The organism is Pseudorhizobium marinum, assembly GCF_000705355.1.
Taxonomy (GTDB): domain Bacteria; phylum Pseudomonadota; class Alphaproteobacteria; order Rhizobiales; family Rhizobiaceae; genus Neorhizobium; species Neorhizobium pelagicum.
Genome location: NZ_JMQK01000020.1, coordinates 63,510 through 83,992 on the forward strand (window position 1 = coordinate 63,510; position 20,483 = coordinate 83,992).

Consider the following 20,483-nt stretch of genomic DNA (forward strand, 5'->3'; position numbering starts at 1 on the left):
GCGCCCGAGCCGGTGTGTAAAGAGTGATGGTGGCAATGATGGGTAAAGACAAAAGCAGATCCGAGATAGCCGCTGCGCTGGGCGCCTGCCGGGGCGCCTTCCTCTGGATCGGCGTGTTCAGCGCTTTCATCAATATCCTCGCCCTGTCGGGCTCGCTGTTCATGATGGAGGTCTATGACCGCGTCATTCCCAGCGGCAGCCTGCCGACACTGGCCGGCCTGTTTACCCTGGTTGCCATCCTCTACCTCTTCCAGGGCCTCCTTGATCTCATGCGCACGCGGCTCCTGACCCGCATCGGGGCGAGCCTCGACCAGTCGCTCGGTTCGCGGGTCTTCGATGCCGTGCTCGGCCTGCAGCTTCGTGCCCCGCGCATCGGCGAGAGCAGCCAGCCGCTGCGCGACCTCGACATCATTCGCAGCTTTCTCTCAAGCTCCGGGCCGGGCGCCTTCTTCGACCTGCCCTGGCTGCCCTTCTATCTCGGCATCTGTTTCATCTTCCATCCGCTGCTGGGGCTTGCGGTGTCGTGCGGGGCGATCTTCCTGGTCTTCCTGACGCTGCTGACGGAGGTCATGTCGCGCCTGCCGACGCGCGAGACCGCGCGCTACAGCGTCTCGCGCAACCGCATGATCGAGATGAGCCGGCGCAATGCCGAGGCGCTGGTGGCCATGGGCATGGCCGGGCGGGTGCGGCAGCGCTTCGAGGAGCTCAGCCGGCGCCACATCGACGCGCAGCAATCGACCAGCGACACTTCGGGCGGCTTCGGCGGATTGAGCAAGGTGTTCCGCATGCTGCTGCAATCGGCCGTGCTCGCGGTCGGCGCCTATCTGGTGATCGGCCAGGAAGCCACGTCGGGCGTCATCATCGCCGGCTCGATCCTGTCGGCGCGTGCGCTTGCCCCGATCGATCTGGTGATTTCCAACTGGAAGGGCTTTTCCGCCTCCCGCCAGGCCAAGGAGCGGCTGGACAAGCTGCTGGCGCTGATACCGGACGCTCGCGATCCGATGCCGCTGCCGGCGCCGCAATTTGCCTTTGCGGTCCAGGGCGTCGCGGCGACGCCGCCGGAGGTGCAGAAGGTCGTGGTGCAGGATGTCAATTTCGTGCTGAAGCCGGGCAACGGTCTTGGCATCATTGGGCCGAGCGCGTCGGGCAAATCCTCGCTGGCCCGCCTGCTCGTCGGGATCTGGAGCCCGCAGCGCGGCACCATCAAGCTCGACGGGGCCCCGCTCAGCCAGTGGTCGAGCGAAGCGCTCGGCGCGCATATCGGCTACCTGCCGCAGGCGGTAGAGCTGCTGGAAGGCACCGTTGCGGAGAACATCGCCCGCTTCGACCCTGCGGCCACGCCCGATGCCATCATTGCGGCCGCACAGGCGGCCTTCGTCCACGACATGGTGCTGAGCCTGCCACAGGGCTATGACACCGTGATCGGCGAACAGGGCGAAAACCTTTCTGCCGGCCAGCGGCAGCGGCTGGCGCTGGCCCGTGCGCTGTACGGCACCCCCTTCCTGGTCGTTCTGGACGAACCCAATTCCAATCTCGATGCCGAGGGCGAGGAAGCGCTGACCCAGGCCATGCTCGGCATTCGCGCCCGCAACGGTATCGTTATCGTCATCGCCCACCGGCCAAGCGCACTCGGCGCCGTCGACATGGTGCTGGCCATGGCCGGCGGGCGCCAGCAGGCCTTCGGTCCCAAGGACGAGGTGCTGTCGAAAGTGCTGCAGTCTTCGTCCGGGCTGAAGGTCGTCTCCAAGCCGGCGGCGGTGGTGTCATGAGGCTTCCGCTGCCCACCGCCCCGGACAATGCCGGCCGCGTGCTGCGCCGCGACGTGTCTATGACAACAGCGGCGCTGCTGCTGGTCAACGGCACCTTCGTCGCCGCCGCGGCCCTGTCAGCTCCTAAGCCTTCGCCGGATACGCCCGACATGGAGGAGGATGCACCGGCACGCCGCGCCACAAAGGCCAAGACGGTGCCGGTCGACACCCAGGTGCCCGCCGCCGACAAGTTCGTTCCAGCGCCCGCGGCAGAGCCTTTCGACGACGCGGCTTATGCCTCGTCATCGTCCGCCGGCAGCAGCGCAGCGGGACGCGACTATGCGGCCGCCGAGGACCTTTTCGACCTCTCCGATAGCTTGTTTGCCGATGATGGGGGCTTGTTCGCCGGCCTGCGCGCGGGGGCTGCGTCAGGTACGCAAGGGGCGGGGCAGGCGCCCCATCTCGCCAGCCCGTCCTCCGCCTACTCCCGCGACGTGGAGAAAGAGCAGGAGGACGATGATGACATCGAGATGCCGGCCACCAACGGGCAGATAACCGTTCGGCTCGGCAGCGACGGCAATGACGTGATCCAGGGCAATGGCGACAACGACTATATCTTCGGCCGCGACGGCAATGACCTTTTGACGGGCGGTGTCGGCAATGACCGGCTGCTGGGCGGCAAGGGCGACGACGTGCTGCTGGGCGGGGCCGGTCGCGACATTCTGGTGGGCGACAAGGGCGACGACACGCTGGCCGGTGGCCTCGGGTCGGATACCTTTGTCTTCCGCTCCGGTTTCGGCGACGATCTGATCCCGGATTTCAACGCCAATGGCGAACATGACGTCATCGACGTAGCGAAAAGCGATTTTGCCAATTTTGCCGCGCTGTCCGCCAGCCTGACGGATACGCCCTATGGCGCGATGCTGACGCTTCCCGACGGATCGACGCTGACGCTCAGCCATGTCGCCAAGGCCAGCCTGACGGCCAGCGATTTTCATTTCGAGGTTTGAGGCGGCTGCGCCTCACGCACGCATACTGACCCAGAGTTTGGTAGAGTCCCATGCAAAACAAAGTCTCCAGCAAGGCCGGAATTGGCAAGTCGATCAACAAGCACATCGTCATCGGTGTCGCGCTGATCCTGCTGCTCAACTGCGGCGTGGCCGGATGGGCCGCGACAACGGAGATCGCCGGCGCCCTGATCTCGCCCGGGACCATCGTCTCGGCCAGCCATCCGAAGAAGGTGCAGCATCCCACCGGGGGCGTGGTCAGCCGCATCCTGGTCGCCAATGACAGCCGGGTATCATCCGGCGATCTGCTGATCACGCTCGACGATACCGTCATCCGATCAAGCCTTGCCATCGTTACCAAGGGGCTGGACCAGCTGCGGGGGCGAAAGGCCAGGCTGCAGGCCGAGCGCGACCTTCTGAACGCCATCGAATTTCCACTCGAGCTCACCAGTCGCCAAGGAGAGAACCGGGTGCGCCAGCTGATCGCCGCCGAGACGCGCCTGTTCGAGATCCGCAGGACCGTACGCGACGGCCAGCGCCGCCAGCTAAGAGAGCGCATCAGCCAGATGAACGAGGAGATCGCCGGCCTGCAGTCGCAGCGCGATGCCAAGGCCTCCGAAAGTCTCATCGTCGACCGTGAGGCCGGCAGCATGCGCAGGCTCTGGGATCTGAAGCTGATCGAGGCCAGCCGGATCAACGCGCTGGATCGCGATGCCAGCCGCATCACCGGCGAGCAGGGGCAGCTGTCCGCCGCGATCTCCTCGGCGCGCGGCAAGATCGCGGAGATCGAATTGCAGATCATCCAGATCGACCAGGATCTTGCCAGCGAAGTCGCCGACGAGCTGCGCGACATCGATGCCAAGATCGGCGAGCTGGAGGAGCGACAGGTCGCCGAAGAGGATCAGCTGAAGCGCATCGACATCCGCGCGCCCCAGGACGGCTATGTCCACGAGCTGGCGGTCTACACCATCGGCGGCGTGGTGGCGCCGGGCGACGTGCTCATGCAGATCGTGCCTGCTGATGATCTGCTGGCGGTGGAGGCCCGCGTCCGGCCGCAGGATATCGACCAGATGCACCTGGGCCAGCAAGCTACCTTGCGGTTCTCCGCCTTCAGCCAGCGCACCACTCCGGAGGTCCGCGGTACTGTCCGGAGCCTGTCTCCCGACATCTCCAGCGATCGCCGCACCGGTGCCACCTATTACAACGTCCGAATCGACATCGCCAAGGACGAGGTTGCCCGCCTGGGCGAGGTCGTGCTGGTGCCCGGAATGCCGGTGGAGGCCTTCATCCAGACCGGCCAGAGAAGCGTTGCGTCCTATCTGCTCAAACCCTATTACGACCAGATCATGCGCGCATTCCGCGAGAGCTGACGCCCGGCCAGCGGCCCCGGCTGCCAGGACCGCTGCAGTTCCTTCAGGGCAGATCACGGTTCGTGACAGGCTGAACCGTTGCCGGACAGGAACTTGACCGCGACCGGCGACCCGCGCATATCCGTCGATAACGTTCACCGGAGTGAATTGACGCGCATGACCGCCTCGCCCAGCATTCGGACGCTCACTCTCCCCGAGGTTCAGACCCTGATCGACTGGGCGCGCCGCGAGGGCTGGAACCCGGGGCGCGATGAAGCGGCACCCATGCACGCTGCCGATCCTGACGGGTTCATCGGGTGTTTCGTCGAAGGTGCAATGGTGGCCGGGATTTCGGCGGTGCGCTACGGCGAAGATTTCGGCTTCATCGGTCTCTATATCTGTCACCCCGAACACCGCGGCAACGGCTATGGTCGGCTCGTCTGGAATGCGGCAATGGCGCATCTCGACGGCCGCATCATCGGTCTGGACGGAGTACCTGAGCAGCAGGACAACTATGCCCGGATGGGCTTCTCGCCGCTCTACCGCACAGTTCGTTGGTCGGGCCTGGCGCCGGCCGGGCTCTCACGGGGGGGCAGATATCCGTGATGTGTCAGCAGGCGAGCTGGCTGGTCTCGAGGCCTTCGACAGCCGGTATTTCCCGGCACCCAGAAAACCGTTTCTCGACCTTTGGCTGCAGCCGCCTCGTGTTTCGGTGGTGGCTGAGCGGGAGGATCGTATCGAGGGCTATGCGGTGCTTCGCGACTGTGCAGATGGGGCGAAGATCGGACCATTGTTTGCGACGAGCGAGGCGCTTGCAGAAGAGATCCTTGCCGCCTGTCTATCCGCGCGTGCGGGCTCCACCGTCTATCTCGATGTACCGGATCACCAGGGCAGCTTTGCGGACCTTCTGAAGGGGCTCGATTTCCGGCCCGGTTTTACGACGGCACGCATGTATCGCGGCGAGCCTCCAGCGACTTCGCTTGCCGGTGTCTTTGCCGTCACCACGCTCGAGCTCGGCTGAACGCCGGAGATGCGCCGGGCCGGTGGTGTTTGACGGTACCCCCGCCGCTGGCGAACATGGTTGATGATCACCGAACGGAACCGATCTTCGGCCGCGGGATTACTGTAGGCGCCGAAACAAGCAGCGGTTCATCCAAAAGGTTGAGCGGACGGTGCCGACGATGGAGATCAGATATGCAGCTTCCCCAGAATACGATCATTGCTGTTGCAGATGGCGAAAAGCTCAGCCTGTTTCAGAATGAAGGCGATGCGGCGAACGTCAGGCTCAAGGCAATGCCATCCGGCGATGTCGACGGCTCGAAAATCTCTTCCGGTGGCCGCCATTCCAGCAGTTCCGCAAACCCGGACGACAGCCAGCAGGACGAAGACGGGTTCGGCAGTGGCGTCACGGACATGCTGAACAAGCATGTGCTGGAGGGCAAGATCAAGAGCCTCGTGATCGTGGCAGCCCCGCGTACGCTCGGCGAGATGCGCAAGAGCTACCACAAGTCGTTGTCGGACGTCCTCATCGGCGAAATCGACAAGGACCTGACGGGCCATTCGATGCAGGATATCGAGAAGGCCCTGGCGGCCGCGTAAGACGTTACATACGGCGGGGCCCATGGGGCCTTGGGACTGACTGGAAGATCAGGCCTTCCGTACCGTAGCGCAATCAAAAGATCACAAGCGACGAGACAAATGCCCCTGCAACGCAGGGGCATTTGTCGTTCAATGGTCGTCAGCCAGGTCCGGCTGGAGAACCTAGGGTGTCCCTTGAGAGGAGACGCGCCACCCGCAGCGATGCGCGGCACCTTGGTGTGCGGCCGAGCTGCGAGCGAGAAGAAAGCGGGGACTAACGCCACTCCACCGGCTACCTGCGAGGAGGTGCGGCCATAAAAAAAGGCCAGGCAATTTGCCTGACCTCGTTTGGTCTCATGCTTTCGACGTTGCCAGTACATCCGTGGTCAGCGGAAAGCAGATCCCAATTAAGCAGCCTGGAGATTGCAGGCAGACATCTTGCCCGACTTGTTGTCGCGCTCCATGTCGTAGCCGATCTTCTGGCCTTCAACGATTTCGCGCATGCCGGCGCGTTCAACGGCAGAGATGTGGACGAAAGCGTCCGGGCCGCCGTTGTCAGGCTGAATAAAGCCGAAGCCCTTGGTGGAATTGAACCATTTTACTGTGCCAGTGGTCATGATGAACCCTTTCTTAGCAATATAGAAGGCCGTAGCGCGTGAGCGCTGCGGATGGTGATAACGATGCTTTAAAGGGAGGGTTCGTCAGATACGCGGTGCTAATCGCGCGGTAAACAAAGCTCAGCAAGAAAATATCGATAAACCCTTGATAGAGGACTTTGGTATTTCTGTCAACCACTGGTTTTCCCGTTGCGGGTGTGGCGGTCCGGTTGCCCAGGTCTGCGCATCGTATTCCGGCACGTTGGCGAAGCCATCTCCGAAATGATGATTGCTCCAGAGATCTCATTGCACTTGACCAATCCGATATATCGATTATCCTAGATATATGGATCAGGAAAAAGCAATACTCGCGCTGGCAGCACTGGCGCAACCCACAAGGCTTCAGGCCTTCAACCTTATCGTGCGGCACGAGCCGGAAGGCGTTCCCGCCGGAGACGTGGCCAAGATGCTGGCCGTGCCTCAGAACACGATGTCGTCGCATCTGAGCGTGCTGGCGCGTGCGGGACTGATCCGTGCAGAGCGCCGTAGCCGCTTGATGATCTATCGCGCGGAGCTGGCCGTTCTGCGGGATCTCACTCTCTACCTGGTGAATGACTGCTGCGGCGGAAAGGCTGAACTCTGCGAGCCGCTGATTGCCCAACTCACTCCCTGTTGCCCTCCACAGAAGGTGTCGTCATGACCAAGACCACGTTCAATGTCCTTTTCCTCTGCACCGGAAATTCTGCGCGTTCGATCATTGCCGAGAGCGTGCTGAACAAGGACGGTGCCGGAAAGTTCAAGGCCTATTCCGCGGGCAGCCACCCGAAGGGGGAAGTTCATCCGATGGCGATCGACGTCTTGCGAGGCCGTGGCTACCCGGTCGAAGGACTCCGGTCCAAGAGCTGGGACGAGTTCGCCGCTGAAGGTGCTCCCGAATTCGATTTCGTCTTCACCGTCTGTGATAATGCCGCTGGGGAAGCGTGCCCGGCCTGGCCCGGCCAGCCGATGACGGCGCACTGGGGCCTTGAAGATCCGGCAGCCGTGGAGGGGACGGATACCGAGAAGCATTTCGCCTTCGGTCAAACCCTCCGCTACATGAAGCTTCGTCTGGCGGCCTTTTCGGCACTTCCCGTGGAAAGCCTCGGGCGCCTGAGCCTGAGCGCGAAGCTCAAGGAAATCGGCGAGATGGAAGGTTCCACCATGAAGAGGCCCGACGTAGCATGACGGCACCCGTTGACATCATCATCTACCACAATCCGGACTGCGGGACCTCGCGCAATACTCTTGCGATGATCCGCAATGCTGGCCTGGAGCCGCATGTCGTCGAGTATCTGAAGACGCCGCCAAGTCGTGAACTGCTGATCCAGTTGATCGGCCGCATGGGCATTTCCGTGCGGGCGCTCCTGCGCGAAAAGGGTACGCCCTTTGCCGAACTCGGGCTGCAGGACCAGACGCTCAGCGACGATCAGCTTCTGGATGCGATGATGGAGCATCCGATCCTCATCAATCGGCCGATCGTGGTGTCGCCGATGGGGGTGAAGCTCTGCAGGCCTTCGGAGGCCGTGCTCGATCTCCTGCCGGCACCGCAACGGGGCGCCTTCACCAAGGAAGACGGTGAAGCCGTTGTCGATGCGCAGGGCCGCCGGCTGTCCTGACATTGTCCCTTCGGGGATGCCACTGAATCAGAAATGGAGCCTGCCATGCAGCCCGCCCAAGCGTCGCTTCGCCTGTCGTTCCTGGACCGATATCTGACCGTCTGGATCTTTGCCGCCATGGCGCTCGGGCTCATCCTGGGCACGGTGTTCGAGGGTTTCCCGGGCTGGCTGAACAGCCTGTCGATCGGCAGCACGAACATCCCGATCGGCATCGGCCTGATCCTGATGATGTATCCACCGCTCGCGAAGGTGCGCTACGAGGAGCTGCATCTGGTCTTTTCCGACAAGAAGATCCTGATGATCTCGCTCCTGCAGAACTGGATCATCGGCCCGGTCCTCATGTTCGGGCTGGCGGTCATCTTCCTGCGGGACTATCCGGAATACATGACGGGGCTGATCCTGATCGGCCTGGCGCGCTGCATCGCGATGGTGCTGGTCTGGAACCAGCTGGCGCGCGGCGACAACCAGTATGTGGCTGGCCTCGTCGCCTTCAATTCGATCTTCCAGATCCTCTTCTTCAGTGTCTACGCCTGGTTCTTCCTGACCTTCCTGCCGCCGCTGTTCGGTCTCGAAGGGAGCGTCATCGACGTGTCCTTCTGGACGATCGCGGAAGCCGTCCTGATCTACCTCGGCATTCCCTTCCTGGCCGGATACCTTTCGCGCCGCATCCTGACGAGAACCAAGGGCACGGACTGGTACGAAACCAAGTTCCTGCCCGCGATCAGCCCCATCACGCTCGGTGCGCTGCTGTTCACGATCGCCGCGATGTTCAGCCTGAAGGGCGGCGAGGTGGTTCGCCTGCCGTTCGATGTCGTGATGATCGCGATCCCCCTGACGATCTACTTCCTGATCATGTTCTTCGTCAGCTTCCTTATGGCGCGCGCCATCGGTACCGACTACCCGAGGACGACGGCTGTCGCCTTCACCGCTGCCGGCAACAACTTCGAGCTCGCCATTGCCGTGGCCATCGCCGCCTTCGGTCTGGCCTCGCCCGTCGCCTTTGCGGCCGTCATCGGACCGCTTGTGGAGGTGCCTGTCCTGATCATTCTTGTCCAGTTCGCCCTGTGGATGGGGCGACGGCTCTACGGTGGCAGGCTCGAACGCGCGCCGGCGGAGTGAGATAACGCGGTGGCAGAGCCGCATGATGTCGTCGTCATCGGAGCAGGGCAGGCGGGGCTGGCGACAGCCTATTACCTTCGACGAGCCGGGGTGGACTTCGTCCTTCTCGACGCCTCCGACGAAGCCGGAGGAGCATGGCGCCATGGGTGGGATTCGCTCACCCTGTTCTCACCGGCATCCTATAGCTCGCTTCCCGGCTGGATGATGCCCTCCTCATCGCCCACCCGGTATCCGGGGTGCGACGATGTGGTGGATTATCTTGCCCGCTATGAAAAGAGGTACGGTTTCCGGATCGAGAGACCTGTAACGGTCAGCGATGTGCGCGAGACACCGGACGGGCTGGAGGTTTGCACGGACGGGGAAACCTACCACGCCAAGGTGGTGGTCAGCGCCACGGGAACCTGGTCTGCGCCCTATGTTCCGGTCTACGAGGGGCAGGGGTCATTCGAAGGCATTCAGCTCCATTCCGCCTACTATCGCTCGGCTGCCGACCTCGTCGGCAAGTCCGTCATCGTCGTTGGCGGCGGGAATTCAGGCGCGCAGATTGCAGCCGAAGTGTCCGAGGTCGCAAAGCTCACATGGGTGACGCCACAGCTTCCGGTGTTCCTGCCGGACGATGTGGATGGACGGGTACTCTTTGAACGAGCCAATGCCAGGGTGCTCGGCAATGACGGCGCCTCCGTCGGCAGTCTCGGCGATATCGTGATGGTGCCTCCCGTGAAGAAGGCTCGAGACGAGGGGCGTCTGCAGTCGGTCCGGCCTTTTGCAACGATCGGAAAGAATTCGGTGGTGTGGGAGGACGGGAGCCCGACACCAGCCGACGCGATCATCTGGTGCACCGGTTTCAAGCCGGCGCTCGGTCATCTTCAAGGCCTCGGCGTGCTTGACGAGGATGGACGTGTGGCCAACGAGAACGGCAGATCCCTGAAGCAACCGAGATTGTGGCTGGCGGGATATGGCAACTGGACGGGCGCCGCATCCGCGACGCTGCTCGGCGCAGGGCGGATGGCACGGGATGTCGTGCCATCGATCGCAGACTTTCTAGCTGCGCGCGGGAAAAGCTGAACAGATCCGCCGCCAGTCTTGGTGGGCTGACCATTTCGTCGCCGACGCTTTGCGCACCAAACTGGTGGCCTCAGGAGCCGGTAGCTTCGCGCAGGTTGACGCGCTTCGACAGCTCCTCCGCCGTCTCCTTGCGCTCGCTGTAGCGGTCGGTGAGATAGGGAGACGCATCTCTCGTCAGAAGCGTGAATTTCACCAGCTCCTCGCAGACGTCGACGACGCGGTCGTAGTAGGCCGAAGGCTTCATCCGGCCATCCTGATCGAACTCGAGAAAGGCCTTGGCGACGGAGGACTGGTTGGGAACGGTGATCATGCGCATCCATCGACCCAGCACCCGCAGCTGGTTGATGGCATTGAAGGACTGCGAGCCGCCGGAGACCTGCATGACCGCCAGCGTCTTTCCCTGCGTCGGGCGAACGGACCCGATGGCCAGCGGGATCCAGTCGATCTGGCACTTCATGATGCCCGTCATGGCCCCATGCCGTTCCGGGCTCACCCAGACCTGTCCTTCGGACCATTCGGAGAGGGAGCGAAGCTCCTGAACCTTGGGATGCGTGGCCGGCTCCTCGTCGGGCAGCGGCAGGCCGCGTGGGTCGAAGACGCGAACCTCGCAGCCGAAGTGCTCCAGCAGCCGCCGCGCCTCCTGCGCGAGAAGGCGGCTGTAGGACGTCTCCCGCAGGGACCCGTAGAGGATGAGGATGCGCGGGCGGTGGGTCGAGGCTTTGGGGCGCAAGGCCTCGAGGTCGGGCATCCGAAGGTGTTCGGCAACCGCTGCGGGCAGTTCATCCATTTCAGTCTCCATGCTGTTTTCCTGGCCACCCGGGGCCGGTGGCGGGATCGGCGCCAGAAGCAGGACGATCCCTGTGATGCTCACATATATCTGTGCTCGCAGATATCCACAAATAAAGATATATTGAGGTGCAACATCACGAACCGAGCAAAGACCCTGTTCCTTGCCAGCGTATATGACGGGCGGCGGGATTGGTGCTCTTCTCAAGGAGCGATGGCGTCGCCCTGCTGCAACTGGTCCTCGATATAGATCTCCAGCAGGCGGCGGCTGGTAGGGCCGACGGTGCCATCGCCGATCTTGTGGCCATCGAGGCTTACCACCGGCATGACGAAACTCGATGCCGAGGTGATGAAGGCTTCCGCGGCGGATCTGGTTTCGTCAACCGTGAACGACCGTTCCTCTGCCTTCAGGCCAGCGCGCTGCGCGAGGTCGAGAATCGAGCCGCGGGTAATGCCGTGCAGCAGCGCGTTCGACAGGTCGCGGGTCACGAGAGTGCCGTCCGTGGTGATGATGTGGAAGTTGGCCGAACTCGCCTCGGTGATATAGCCGTCCTCGACGAAGAGGACGTCGTCGTAACCCTTGCGCGCGGCCTCCGTCTTCATCAGCGAGGAATAGAGGAGCTGTACCGTCTTGATCTGTCGCTGCGCCCAGCGGCCTTCCGGAACGGTTTGAAGCGAGAGACCCGTCTTCCACTTCGGATTGTCGAGAACGCGCTTGGCCTGGGTGAACATGACCAGTGTCGGTGCAAGATCCTGCGGGAAGACGAAGTCGCGGTCCTGTGCGCCGCGGGAGATCTGCAGGTAGATGAGGCCTTCCTGGATAGTATTGCGGCGCGCTATTTCCTTGTGCAGCGCCAGCAGCTCGCCATCACCGACCGGCATCGGAATGCCGAGAGCATCCAGCGATCGGCGTAATCGGGCAGCATGGCCGGGATAGGCGATGAGCTTGCCGTCGATCACGGCGGTCACCTCGTAGATCGCATCGGCAAAGAGGAAGCCTCGATCGAAGACCGAAACCTTTGCATCCGCTTGCGGGAGCCATTCGCCGTTAAGATAGACGGTCCGATCCACCATTGTCTGCATGTCCTTGTTTTCGCTGAACGTGGCGCAGTTTTTGCACCGCGCTCCCGCGGAGGCAAGAGGAGGAGGCGAAGCTGCAACTTCGACCAGCGGAGCGCGCAGCGTGAAAGGCGCGCGAGAGATTTTTGACTAAAGCATTGGCTTTCCAACGAACGGCTGTGTCTGCGGTCCGTCTCAAGCCCCGATGTGGAGTTCGCAAAACGAATAATTCAATACGTTTTATAATACGAGATTATATTGCGGTGCAGCGTCGGGCGTGAAATCATTCTCCGAATAACAAGCCGGAAAACCGGCACTTCCAGTGGAGAACGGAAAATGAAGACCCTGTTGAAATCCGGCATTGCCGGACTATCGCTATTTATCGTCGTCTCATCTGCACATGCCGAAGGCACCATCAAGACTGCTCTGGACGGTACTTTTGCACCCCATGCCATGCCCACCCTCGACGGCAAGGTCGAGGGGTTCAACGTCGACCTCGTCAACCTGATCGGCGAGCGGCTCGGAAAAGAGGTCGAACTGACGTCGGCACAGTTCTCGGGCCTCATCCCCGCACTTCAGGCCAAGACCTACGATTTTCTTGCGGCTCCCGTGACAGTGAATGCAGAGCGGGCCGCCAACCTGCTCTTCACTGAAGGCTTCATGGACACGAACTTTGCCTTCGTCGTCCCGGCCGATGCTCCCGAATACGCCTCGCTCGACGACCTCAAGGGCAAGACGATCGCGGTCAACAAGGGCTCTGCCTATGACAGCTACCTGCGCGAGCGCGAGGCTGAATTCGGCTGGACCGTCGAAAGCTACGGCACCAATACGGACGCCGTTGCCGCCGTCCTCGCGGGCCGGGCAGACGCCAATCTCGCCGGCGCGACCGTTGCGGCCTGGGCCGCCAAACAGAATCCCCAGATCAAGCTGTCCTATGAAATCCAGACCGGTCTCGTCTGGGGCCTCGCCTTCCGCAAGGACGACGAGGAGGGCCGCAACCTGATCGACAAGGCCCTCGAATGCCTGAAGATCGACGGCTCCATGGCGATGCTCTCGGAGAAGTGGTTCGGCGTGGTGCCGGCAGCCGGCACCACCATCGTGACGCCCTCCAAGGGTTATGGCGTTCCCGGGCTGGAAGGCTACGTCGAAGACGATCACCAGCCATCCTGCGAACTGAACTGAGCAGGGATACCGGTGGCAGGGAGATCCCCTGCCGCCGGCGTCTGCAGGAGTATCCCATGAACAACCGGCCCATGCTGGAGATCGTTTCGCTGCAGAAGCGCTTCGGCGACAATCTCATCCTGCGCGACATCAACCTCAAGGTCGCCCGCGGCGAACTCGTCTTCATCATCGGGCCTTCAGGGTCCGGAAAGAGTACCCTGCTGCGGTGCTGCAACCGCCTGGAAGAACCTTCCGAAGGCGACATCATCCTCGACGGCCGCAACATCATGAGCGGCACCAGCCGCGATCTCGACCAGATGCGCCTCAAGGTCGGCATGGTCTTCCAAGGCTTCCATCTCTATCCGCACATGAGCGTCCTGAAGAACGTGACGCTGGCGCAGCGCAAGGCGCTCGGCCGGTCGGCCGAGGAGGCGAATGCCCGGGCAAGAGACATGCTGGACAGGGTGGGTCTCGCTGAAAAAGCGGATGCCATGCCGTCGGAACTGTCCGGCGGGCAGCAGCAGCGGGTGGCGATCGCCCGCTCGCTGGCACTCGATCCACTCGTCATACTGTTCGACGAGCCGACCTCGGCGCTCGATCCGGAGCTGGTCGGTTCGGTGCTGGCGGTGATGAAGGACCTGAAGTCGAAGGACATGACCATGCTGGTCGTCAGCCACGAGATGGAGTTTGCGCGCGAAACCGCCGACCGCGTCGTCTTCATGGACGGTGGCCTCATCGTGGAGGAGGGCGCGCCTGAAGAGATCTTCGGCGCTCCGAAGGCCGACCGGACGCGCGCCTTCCTGTCGCGCGTGAGACGGTGACCGGCAGTGCAGAATTTCCTACAGACCTTCTTCAACACCACCGTGATGGCCCAGTACCTGCCCGACATCCTGGCGGGCATGGTGGTGGCTATCTGGCTCGGACTGGCGGTGGTCATCGCGGGGATCGCCGGCGGCCTCGCGCTTGCCTGCCTGCGCACCTATCGGGTCCGGGGCCTCAACTTCTTCATCATCTGCTTTGCCGACATCTTCCGGGCGCTGCCGCCTTTGGTGCTGATCCTGCTCCTCTACTTCGGCCTGCCGGGGGCAGGGATCCGGCTGTCCGGCCCCATGGTGCTGTTCATCGTGCTGGCGCTGACGCTGGCCGCCTTCGCCGAAGAGATCTTCTGGGCCGGCTTCTCCTCGATCGAAAAGGGACAGTGGGAGGCCGGGATCTCCACGGGGCTCGGCTTCAGCAGGACGCTGATCTATGTGGCGCTGCCGCAGGCGGTGCGGCTTGCCATGCCGCCGCTCGTCAACCGGGTTCTGGCGATCACCAAGATGACGGCGCTCGGTTCGGTCATCGGCGTCTCGGAAATCCTGTCGGCGGCGACGACCGCTCAGAGCTTCTCGGGCAGCGCCACGCCGCTGTCGATGGCGGCGATCGCCTATCTCATTCTCTTCCTGCCCCTGGTGTTCGTGGCCCGAATGGTCGAACGCCGGCAGGACATGCGGCGGGGGCGGTAGTCATGCAAAGCATTGCCGACCAGTTCTTCAACCTGACGATCATGCAAAAGACCCTGCCGCTGATGCTGTCGGGACTGTGGATGACCGCACAGCTCTGCGCCGCCGTCATCCTGCTGGGATTAATCGGAGGGCTGCTGGTGGCACTCGCCAACATCAGCCCGCGGGCCTGGCTCAGGATCCCGTCCATCGTCTTCACCGACATCTTCCGGGCGCTTCCGCCGCTCGTTCTTTTGATCTTCATCTATTCGGGCCTGCCGTTCGCGGGCGTCGAGATCTCGCCGTTCGCCGCGGTGGCGCTCGCCTTCCTGCTCAACAATTCCTCCTACTACGCGGAGGTCTATCGGGCCGGCATCCTCTCCGTCGGCAAGGGCCAGTGGGAGGCCGCCCGCTCGACGGGGCTGACGAAGGCGCAGACACTGACCTCGGTGGTACTGCCTCAGGCGATCCGCAACGTCCTGCCAGACCTTTTGTCGAACACGGTGGAGGTGGTGAAGCTGACGTCGCTCGCCTCGGTCGTCTCTCTCTCCGAGCTCCTCTACAACGCCAACATGGCGCGCTCGATCACCTACAACGCCTCGCCGCTGGTTCTGGCGGCGCTCATCTATCTCGTCATCCTCTGGCCCGTGGTGCGGCTCGTCAGCCGCTTCCAGCGCAAGCTTGCGGCATGACGGGGGACAACAGAAGGACAGTTCCATGACGCGAATGATCATTGCCGGTGCACAACTTGGCCCCATCCAGAAGGCGGACAGCCGCGAAGCCGTTGTCGCGCGGATGATAGACCTGATGAACATGGCAGCCGACAAAGGCGCCGGCCTCATCGTCTATCCGGAACTGGCGCTCACCACCTTCTTCCCACGCTGGTACATGCCGGACTGGACCGAGGTCGATACCTGGTTCGAGCGCGAGATGCCCAATGGCGCAACCATGCCGCTCTTCGAGCGGGCCCGCGAGCTGGGAATGGCGATGACGTTCGGCTACGCCGAGCTGACCCCGGAAGGCCGCCGCTTCAACACCTCGATCCTCACCAACCGCAAGGCGGAGATCATCGGCAAATACCGCAAGGTGCATCTGCCCGGGCACGACGAATACGACACGGAGCGGGCGTTCCAGCACCTGGAAAAGCGATACTTCGAGCCGGGCGACCTCGGCTTCAACGTCTGGCGCAACGAGGGCGCCATCATGGGGATGGCGATCTGCAACGATCGCCGCTGGCCGGAGACCTACCGCTGCCTGGGCCTGCAGGGCGTCGAGCTCGTCACCATCGGCTACAACACGCCGGCGGTAAACAGCCAGATGAACGCCGAGGGCCTGGAGAAGCGGCTGTTCCACTCCGACCTCTCGCTGCAGTCGGGCGCCTACCAGAACGCCACCTATGTGGTCGGCGTCGCCAAGGCGGGGCTCGAGGACGGGCATCCGCTGATCGGCGGCTCGATCATCGTCGATCCGGACGGCTTCGTGCTGGCGCGCGCAGAGACGGAGGAAGACGAACTGATCTGGGCCGACTGCGACTTCGAGAAATGCGCTTTCGGCAAGACGACGATCTTCGACTTTGCGCGGCACCGTCGCGTCGAGCACTATGGTCGCATAACATCGCAGACCGGAGCGATCGTCGAAGTCTGAGAGACAGGGAAAGCATGATGCAGTTCGAAACAGTCATCCACGACGGCACCGTCGTCACGCCGTCCGAGACCTTCAAGGCGGACATCGGCATCAATGGCGGCGTGATCGCCGCCGTGGCCGAGCGCATCGCCGGCGGCGAGCGGCGGATCGATGCCGGGGGAAGACTGGTGATGCCGGGCGGCATCGAGGGGCACTGCCATATCGCGCAGGAAAGCTCCTCGGGCGTCATGACGGCGGACGACTATTATTCCGGTTCGGTGTCGGCAGCCTTCGGCGGCAATTCGACCTTCATCCCCTTCGCCGCCCAGCATCGCGGGCAATCGATCGCCGATGTCATCGCCACCTACGATGGTCGTGCGGCACCGAACTCGGTGCTGGACTACTCCTACCATCTGATCATCTCCGATCCGTCGCCGGCCGTGCTGGAGGAATTGCCGGGGGTCTTTGCCCGCGGCATCACCTCCTTCAAGGTGTTCATGACCTACGACCTCATGAACATCGGCGATGCCGGCATGCTCGACATCCTGACGATCGCCAAGACGCATGGCGCGCTGACCATGGTGCATGCGGAAAACAACGAGATGGTCAAATGGATGAACCGGCGCTTCGCCGCCGCCGGCCTGACTGAGCCCAAGTATCACGCGCTCAGCCGTCCGGAGCTTGCCGAGGAGGAGGCGATCCATCGGGCGGTCTCGCTTGCCAAGCTCGTGGATGCGGCGCTCTTCATCGTGCATGTTTCGACGCGCGGCGGCGCCGAGATCGTGCGCCGGGAAAAGCTCGCCGGCACGAAGCTCTTTGCCGAGACCTGTCCGCAGTATCTCGCCCTGACCCGCGACGATCTCGACCGTCCCGGAATGGAAGGTGCCAAATACATCTGCTCGCCGCCGCTGCGCGATCACGCGACGCAGCAGGGGCTGTGGCAGCATATCCGCGCCGGCACCTTCGAAAGCGTCTCGTCGGATCACGCGCCCTATCGCGCCGATGCCACGGGCAAGTTCCTGAACGGGGCGGATGCGCCCTATCCGAAGATCGCCAACGGCATGCCGGGAATCGCCATGCGGCTTCCCTATCTGTTTTCCGAGGGCGTGGCGAAGGGCAAGATCACGCTCGGAGACTTCGTGCGTCTCTCCAGTACCAATGCCGCCCGGGTCTTCGGTCTCGACCGCAAGGGCGCCATCGTGCCTGGCTTCGATGCCGACATCGCGATCTGGAACCCGGACGAGAAGCGCACCGTCACCCTCGAGGCGCAGCACGACAACATGGACTACAGCCCGTTTGAGGGCATGGAGATCACCGGCTGGCCGGAACTCGTCATGAACCACGGCCGCACCGTGGTGGAAAAGGGCGAACTGAAGGCCGGTCGGGGCGAGGGCCGTTTCATCGCCCGCAAGCCCGTCGACACCGGCGCCATGCCCGGCCATCGCGCCGTCGAATTCGCGGTGGCGGCGACCTACGGCAAGGAGATTGCACCGTGACCAGTGCCGCATCGGGTCCCATCCTCGTCATCAATCCCAATAGCTCGGAAACCGTCACCGAGGGACTGCGCCAGGCGCTGTCCGGCTTCTCCTTCGCCGGCGGGCCCGCGATCGAATGCGTGACGATCAAGCATGGACCTCCCGGCGTCGTCACCCAACGGCATGTCGACGAGGCGGCGCTCCACACGGCGGCGGTGATCGAGGCACGGCCGGATGCGGCGGCCTATGTGCTCGCCTGCTACTCCCAGCCCGGCCTCGATCTCGCCCGCTCCATCACCCGCCGTCCGGTCTATGGCATCCAGGACGCCGGCGTCCTCTCGGCACTCGCCTTGGCTGACCTCTTCGGCGTGATTGCGGTGGCGGAAGGCTCCATTCCCCGGCATCTGCGCAATCTGCGGCGTCTGGGCGTCGATCAGCGGCTTGCCGGTGAGGTGGCGCTCGAAGGCTCCGTCAGCGTGGCGGAAAGCGGACATGGCGAGGAAAGCTACGGGCTGCTGCTGCGGGCGGCCGGAAAGCTGAAGACGCTCGGCGCAGGCGCGATCGTGCTGGGATGTGCCGGCATGTCCGGGCACCGCCGGCGGCTCGAGGACGAGACGGGCGTTGCCATCATCGATCCGACGCAGGCTGCGGTTGCCATGGCCTTCGGCAATCTGGTGACCGGTTCGGCATGAGCGGTTCACCTCCCAAGCCGGAGATTTCCCTACGCTTGCTGGAGATCTTCGACGCGATGATGCGCTCCGGCACGACCGTGGAAGCGGCCGAACAGCTCGGCATCTCGCAGCCCGCCGTTTCCAACGGAATTCGCCAGCTGGAAGCCCAGACCGGCGTCACGCTCTTCGAGCGGCTGCACCGGCGGCTGCAGCCGACGGAGGAGGCGGTGGCGCTGCACGAGGACATCAAGCCGGTGTTCGGACTGTTGCGGGGCTTTGCCTCGCGGGCGCAGGACATGCGCCAGGGCATTTCCGGGCGGCTGCGGGTGATCTCGACCCCGCCGCTTGGTCACACGGTCGCGCCGCTTGCCATGCGGCGGTTCCTGAAGGACAGGAAGGGCGTGTCGGTCGCCTACGACGTGCGGCGGCTCGAGCATGTTGTGGAGGCGGTGCAGAGCGGCAACGCCGACATCGGCCTGGCGCTCGGGCTGGAGCGACATCTCGCCGTCAACATAGAAGTCATCGCCCGGACCCATATGGTCGCCGTCCTGCCGAAGACGGAGAAGTCCGTGGAGAGCACGGTGAGCGCCCAGACGCTTTCCAGGGGCGACTTCATCGGGCTGGAGATTGAATCGCGGCTGGGTCAGATGGTGCGTGCCGCTTTCGAGCGCGATGGCGCGCCCTATAATCCGCGGGTGGAAGTGCGCTACTGCGCCACGGCTGCCGTGCTGGTGACCGCCGGCATCGGCACCGCCGTCATCGATCCCTATACAGCTGCCTTCAACCGGTCGATCGGGATTGTCGAGCGGTCCTTCCTGCCGCCGATCGAAGTGCCGGCGGTGCTGATCACCCGCAAGGGGGTGCCGCGCTCGCGACTGCAGCATGCCTTCATTTCCGAGATGCGAAGGGCGCTGTCGGATTTCCAGGCTTCGGGCCTGCAGACCGGCTCTGAGGGGAGTTTGCGCGATGAAGGATGACATCGGTCACACCCATTTCGATTTTGCAGAACTGAACGAGCGGGAGCGCTACAAGCTGCTGATCGGCACCGTCGTGCCGCGACCCATCGCTCTGGTCACCTCGGTGAGCAAGGCCGGGCAAGCGAACGCCGGTCCGTTCAGCTTCTTCAACGTGCTGACGCATGATCCGGCCATGGTGGCGATCGGGGTCGAGAACCAAGCGGACAGGAGCTTCAAGGATACCGCCCGCAACATCCGCGAGACCGGCGATTTCACCGTCCATATCATCGACACGGGGCTCGTGAACCAGATGGAGATCTGCGCCATCAAGTTCGGTCCCGAGGTCGACGAACTGCAGGAGGCGGGGCTGGCGACCGTGCCGGGCGAGATGGTGCAAAGCCCCCGTATTCTCGCGGCACCCGCCGCACTCGAATGCCGTCTTCATACGACGCTCGAGGTCGGGCCGGCGCGGGAGATCATCATCGGCGAAGTCCTGGGCGTCTTCATCCGCCGTGATGCCGTCAACACCGATAACCTGCACGTCGACCAGGTCCTGATGGATGCCGTCGGGCGGCTCGGCGGCTTCCGCTATGCGCGCACGCAGGACCAGTTCGAGGTCCGGACACCGACCGTCGAAGAGTTTCGCAAGGGACAAGGGATCACCAAGGGCTGACAGCTCGACACCTAGCCGGCGCGCTGCGGCGTTCATTGCCGGGCAGCAGGGACTTCACGCAATACATCTGAGAAGGAACAAAAAGAATGACATTCAGCGTCACATCCAAGGGCGTCTACGCCATCGCCACCACGCCCTTCCTGCCGGACGGCACGATCGACATTGTCTCGCTCGACCGGCTGACGGACTTCTACCAGGAGAGCGGCTGCACCGGCATCACCATCCTCGGCATCATGGGCGAAGCGCCCAAGCTTGAGCCGGAGGAGAGTCGGGCGATCATCCAGCAGGTGGTCGGACGCTCGAAGATCCCGGTGATCGTCGGCGTCTCGGCACCCGGCCTTGCGGCGATGCGCTCGCTTTCCCGCAGTGCCATGGACATGGGGGCGGCCGGCGTGATGATCGCGCCGACACTGTCGCTTCGGACCGACGAGCAGATCGTCGATTATTTTGGCCAGGCGGTCGAGGCCGTCGGCGACGACGT

General features: G+C 63.3%; 24 protein-coding genes. 21 read left to right on the forward strand and 3 right to left on the reverse strand.

The annotated features are described in order from the left end of the window. Positions 1-38: 38 nt before the first annotated feature. The 6 genes from EO99_RS0120095 to EO99_RS0120115 all read left to right on the forward strand — a co-directional run bounded on the left by EO99_RS0120095 (position 39) and on the right by EO99_RS0120115 (position 5,703). Positions 39-1,769 (forward strand): type I secretion system permease/ATPase, encoded by a 1,731-nt coding sequence (locus EO99_RS0120095; protein ID WP_408002883.1) that lies wholly within the window; start codon positions 39-41, stop codon positions 1,767-1,769. Next, on the forward strand, positions 1,766-2,758 hold the full coding sequence (locus EO99_RS27625) for a calcium-binding protein (protein ID WP_051679989.1): 993 nt from the start codon (positions 1,766-1,768) through the stop codon (positions 2,756-2,758). The genes EO99_RS0120095 and EO99_RS27625 overlap by 4 nt, the downstream gene beginning before the upstream one ends. Positions 2,759-2,808: 50 nt before the next feature. After that, a complete protein-coding gene (locus EO99_RS0120105) occupies positions 2,809-4,125 on the forward strand; it encodes an HlyD family type I secretion periplasmic adaptor subunit (protein WP_029620380.1) in 1,317 nt (438 codons plus the stop codon). Between the two features lie 93 nt (positions 4,126-4,218). After that, the gene (locus EO99_RS28325; RefSeq protein ID WP_235776884.1) at positions 4,219-4,710 is read left to right on the forward strand and encodes a GNAT family N-acetyltransferase; all 492 of its coding nucleotides are present in this window, start codon (positions 4,219-4,221) and stop codon (positions 4,708-4,710) included. 1 nt (position 4,711) lies between these two features. Continuing rightward, on the forward strand, positions 4,712-5,125 hold the full coding sequence (locus tag EO99_RS28330; protein WP_235776885.1) for a GNAT family N-acetyltransferase: 414 nt from the start codon (positions 4,712-4,714) through the stop codon (positions 5,123-5,125). A gap of 173 nt (positions 5,126-5,298) precedes the next feature. Beyond that, positions 5,299-5,703 carry a host attachment family protein gene (locus EO99_RS0120115; protein ID WP_029620381.1) on the forward strand — a complete coding sequence of 135 codons (405 nt, stop codon included), beginning with the start codon at positions 5,299-5,301 and terminating at the stop codon, positions 5,701-5,703. A gap of 386 nt (positions 5,704-6,089) precedes the next feature. On the opposite strand, the gene EO99_RS0120120 is transcribed toward EO99_RS0120115, so the two are convergent. Then, on the reverse strand, positions 6,090-6,299 hold the full coding sequence (locus EO99_RS0120120) for a cold-shock protein (protein ID WP_007605510.1): 210 nt from the start codon (positions 6,297-6,299) through the stop codon (positions 6,090-6,092). A 325-nt stretch (positions 6,300-6,624) separates the two neighbouring features. Between EO99_RS0120120 and EO99_RS0120125 the strand changes: the two genes are divergently transcribed. From EO99_RS0120125 to EO99_RS0120145, 5 genes are read left to right on the forward strand one after another with little or no spacing between them, the layout of a single operon-like run. Beyond that, positions 6,625-6,978: an ArsR/SmtB family transcription factor gene (locus EO99_RS0120125; RefSeq protein WP_029620382.1), complete on the forward strand. Its 354-nt coding sequence runs from the start codon at positions 6,625-6,627 to the stop codon at positions 6,976-6,978. After that, on the forward strand, positions 6,975-7,502 hold the full coding sequence (locus tag EO99_RS0120130) for an arsenate reductase ArsC (protein ID WP_029620383.1): 528 nt from the start codon (positions 6,975-6,977) through the stop codon (positions 7,500-7,502). Before EO99_RS0120125 ends, EO99_RS0120130 begins: the two co-directional genes overlap by 4 nt. Beyond that, the gene (gene arsC / locus EO99_RS0120135; protein WP_029620384.1) at positions 7,499-7,933 is read left to right on the forward strand and encodes an arsenate reductase (glutaredoxin); all 435 of its coding nucleotides are present in this window, start codon (positions 7,499-7,501) and stop codon (positions 7,931-7,933) included. Before EO99_RS0120130 ends, arsC begins: the two co-directional genes overlap by 4 nt. A gap of 45 nt (positions 7,934-7,978) precedes the next feature. Continuing rightward, the gene (gene arsB, locus EO99_RS0120140; RefSeq protein WP_029620385.1) at positions 7,979-9,052 is read left to right on the forward strand and encodes an ACR3 family arsenite efflux transporter; all 1,074 of its coding nucleotides are present in this window, start codon (positions 7,979-7,981) and stop codon (positions 9,050-9,052) included. A 9-nt stretch (positions 9,053-9,061) separates the two neighbouring features. Then, positions 9,062-10,117: an ArsO family NAD(P)H-dependent flavin-containing monooxygenase gene (locus EO99_RS0120145; RefSeq protein WP_029620386.1), complete on the forward strand. Its 1,056-nt coding sequence runs from the start codon at positions 9,062-9,064 to the stop codon at positions 10,115-10,117. 70 nt (positions 10,118-10,187) lie between these two features. Here the strand turns inward: EO99_RS0120145 and arsH are convergent, their stop codons facing one another. Both arsH and EO99_RS0120155 read right to left on the reverse strand, forming a co-directional pair. Continuing rightward, complete coding sequence (gene arsH, locus EO99_RS0120150) at positions 10,188-10,904, reverse strand: arsenical resistance protein ArsH (RefSeq protein ID WP_029620387.1); 717 nt, start codon at positions 10,902-10,904, stop codon at positions 10,188-10,190. A gap of 203 nt (positions 10,905-11,107) precedes the next feature. Next, complete coding sequence (locus EO99_RS0120155) at positions 11,108-11,977, reverse strand: D-amino-acid transaminase (protein ID WP_081852146.1); 870 nt, start codon at positions 11,975-11,977, stop codon at positions 11,108-11,110. A gap of 321 nt (positions 11,978-12,298) precedes the next feature. On the opposite strand from EO99_RS0120155, the gene EO99_RS0120160 reads away from it, so the two are divergent. From EO99_RS0120160 to EO99_RS0120205, 10 genes are all read left to right on the forward strand, one after another. Then, on the forward strand, positions 12,299-13,144 hold the full coding sequence (locus tag EO99_RS0120160; protein WP_029620389.1) for a transporter substrate-binding domain-containing protein: 846 nt from the start codon (positions 12,299-12,301) through the stop codon (positions 13,142-13,144). A gap of 56 nt (positions 13,145-13,200) precedes the next feature. After that, on the forward strand, positions 13,201-13,944 hold the full coding sequence (locus tag EO99_RS0120165) for an amino acid ABC transporter ATP-binding protein (protein WP_029620390.1): 744 nt from the start codon (positions 13,201-13,203) through the stop codon (positions 13,942-13,944). 6 nt (positions 13,945-13,950) lie between these two features. Continuing rightward, positions 13,951-14,628, forward strand: coding sequence for an amino acid ABC transporter permease (locus EO99_RS0120170; protein WP_029620391.1), 678 nt, complete (start codon positions 13,951-13,953; stop codon positions 14,626-14,628). Between the two features lie 2 nt (positions 14,629-14,630). Next, positions 14,631-15,296, forward strand: a complete 666-nt coding sequence (locus EO99_RS0120175) for an amino acid ABC transporter permease (RefSeq protein WP_029620392.1) — start codon at positions 14,631-14,633, stop codon at positions 15,294-15,296. Positions 15,297-15,321: 25 nt separating this feature from the next. Next, entirely contained in the window at positions 15,322-16,248 is a 927-nt protein-coding gene (locus EO99_RS0120180; protein ID WP_029620393.1) for an N-carbamoyl-D-amino-acid hydrolase, read from the forward strand. A gap of 17 nt (positions 16,249-16,265) precedes the next feature. Next, entirely contained in the window at positions 16,266-17,723 is a 1,458-nt protein-coding gene (gene hydA, locus EO99_RS0120185; protein ID WP_037112568.1) for a dihydropyrimidinase, read from the forward strand. Further along, the gene (locus EO99_RS0120190; protein ID WP_029620395.1) at positions 17,720-18,394 is read left to right on the forward strand and encodes an aspartate/glutamate racemase family protein; all 675 of its coding nucleotides are present in this window, start codon (positions 17,720-17,722) and stop codon (positions 18,392-18,394) included. Before hydA ends, EO99_RS0120190 begins: the two co-directional genes overlap by 4 nt. Next, complete coding sequence (locus EO99_RS0120195) at positions 18,391-19,350, forward strand: LysR family transcriptional regulator (RefSeq protein ID WP_077067131.1); 960 nt, start codon at positions 18,391-18,393, stop codon at positions 19,348-19,350. The genes EO99_RS0120190 and EO99_RS0120195 overlap by 4 nt, the downstream gene beginning before the upstream one ends. Next, the gene (locus EO99_RS0120200; protein WP_029620397.1) at positions 19,340-20,002 is read left to right on the forward strand and encodes a flavin reductase family protein; all 663 of its coding nucleotides are present in this window, start codon (positions 19,340-19,342) and stop codon (positions 20,000-20,002) included. The genes EO99_RS0120195 and EO99_RS0120200 overlap by 11 nt, the downstream gene beginning before the upstream one ends. 86 nt (positions 20,003-20,088) lie before the next feature. After that, a partial coding sequence (locus EO99_RS0120205; RefSeq protein WP_029620398.1) for a dihydrodipicolinate synthase family protein occupies positions 20,089-20,483 on the forward strand: 395 nt, incomplete at its 3' end.

Bases quoted from the DNA above. Each gene is read 5' to 3' on its own strand.
- EO99_RS0120095 (WP_408002883.1), top strand. From the start codon at position 39: ATGGGTAAAGACAAAAGCAGATCCGAGATAGCCGCTGCGCTGGGCGCC.
- EO99_RS27625 (WP_051679989.1), top strand. From the start codon at position 1,766: ATGAGGCTTCCGCTGCCCACCGCCCCGGACAATGCCGGCCGCGTGCTG.
- EO99_RS0120105 (WP_029620380.1), top strand. From the start codon at position 2,809: ATGCAAAACAAAGTCTCCAGCAAGGCCGGAATTGGCAAGTCGATCAAC.
- EO99_RS0120115 (WP_029620381.1), top strand. From the start codon at position 5,299: ATGCAGCTTCCCCAGAATACGATCATTGCTGTTGCAGATGGCGAAAAG.
- EO99_RS0120120 (WP_007605510.1), bottom strand. From the start codon at position 6,299: ATGACCACTGGCACAGTAAAATGGTTCAATTCCACCAAGGGCTTCGGC.
- EO99_RS0120125 (WP_029620382.1), top strand. From the start codon at position 6,625: ATGGATCAGGAAAAAGCAATACTCGCGCTGGCAGCACTGGCGCAACCC.
- EO99_RS0120130 (WP_029620383.1), top strand. From the start codon at position 6,975: ATGACCAAGACCACGTTCAATGTCCTTTTCCTCTGCACCGGAAATTCT.
- arsC (WP_029620384.1), top strand. From the start codon at position 7,499: ATGACGGCACCCGTTGACATCATCATCTACCACAATCCGGACTGCGGG.
- arsB (WP_029620385.1), top strand. From the start codon at position 7,979: ATGCAGCCCGCCCAAGCGTCGCTTCGCCTGTCGTTCCTGGACCGATAT.
- arsH (WP_029620387.1), bottom strand. From the start codon at position 10,904: ATGGATGAACTGCCCGCAGCGGTTGCCGAACACCTTCGGATGCCCGAC.
- EO99_RS0120155 (WP_081852146.1), bottom strand. From the start codon at position 11,977: ATGGTGGATCGGACCGTCTATCTTAACGGCGAATGGCTCCCGCAAGCG.
- EO99_RS0120160 (WP_029620389.1), top strand. From the start codon at position 12,299: ATGAAGACCCTGTTGAAATCCGGCATTGCCGGACTATCGCTATTTATC.
- EO99_RS0120165 (WP_029620390.1), top strand. From the start codon at position 13,201: ATGAACAACCGGCCCATGCTGGAGATCGTTTCGCTGCAGAAGCGCTTC.
- EO99_RS0120175 (WP_029620392.1), top strand. From the start codon at position 14,631: ATGCAAAGCATTGCCGACCAGTTCTTCAACCTGACGATCATGCAAAAG.
- EO99_RS0120180 (WP_029620393.1), top strand. From the start codon at position 15,322: ATGACGCGAATGATCATTGCCGGTGCACAACTTGGCCCCATCCAGAAG.
- hydA (WP_037112568.1), top strand. From the start codon at position 16,266: ATGCAGTTCGAAACAGTCATCCACGACGGCACCGTCGTCACGCCGTCC.
- EO99_RS0120195 (WP_077067131.1), top strand. From the start codon at position 18,391: ATGAGCGGTTCACCTCCCAAGCCGGAGATTTCCCTACGCTTGCTGGAG.
- EO99_RS0120200 (WP_029620397.1), top strand. From the start codon at position 19,340: ATGAAGGATGACATCGGTCACACCCATTTCGATTTTGCAGAACTGAAC.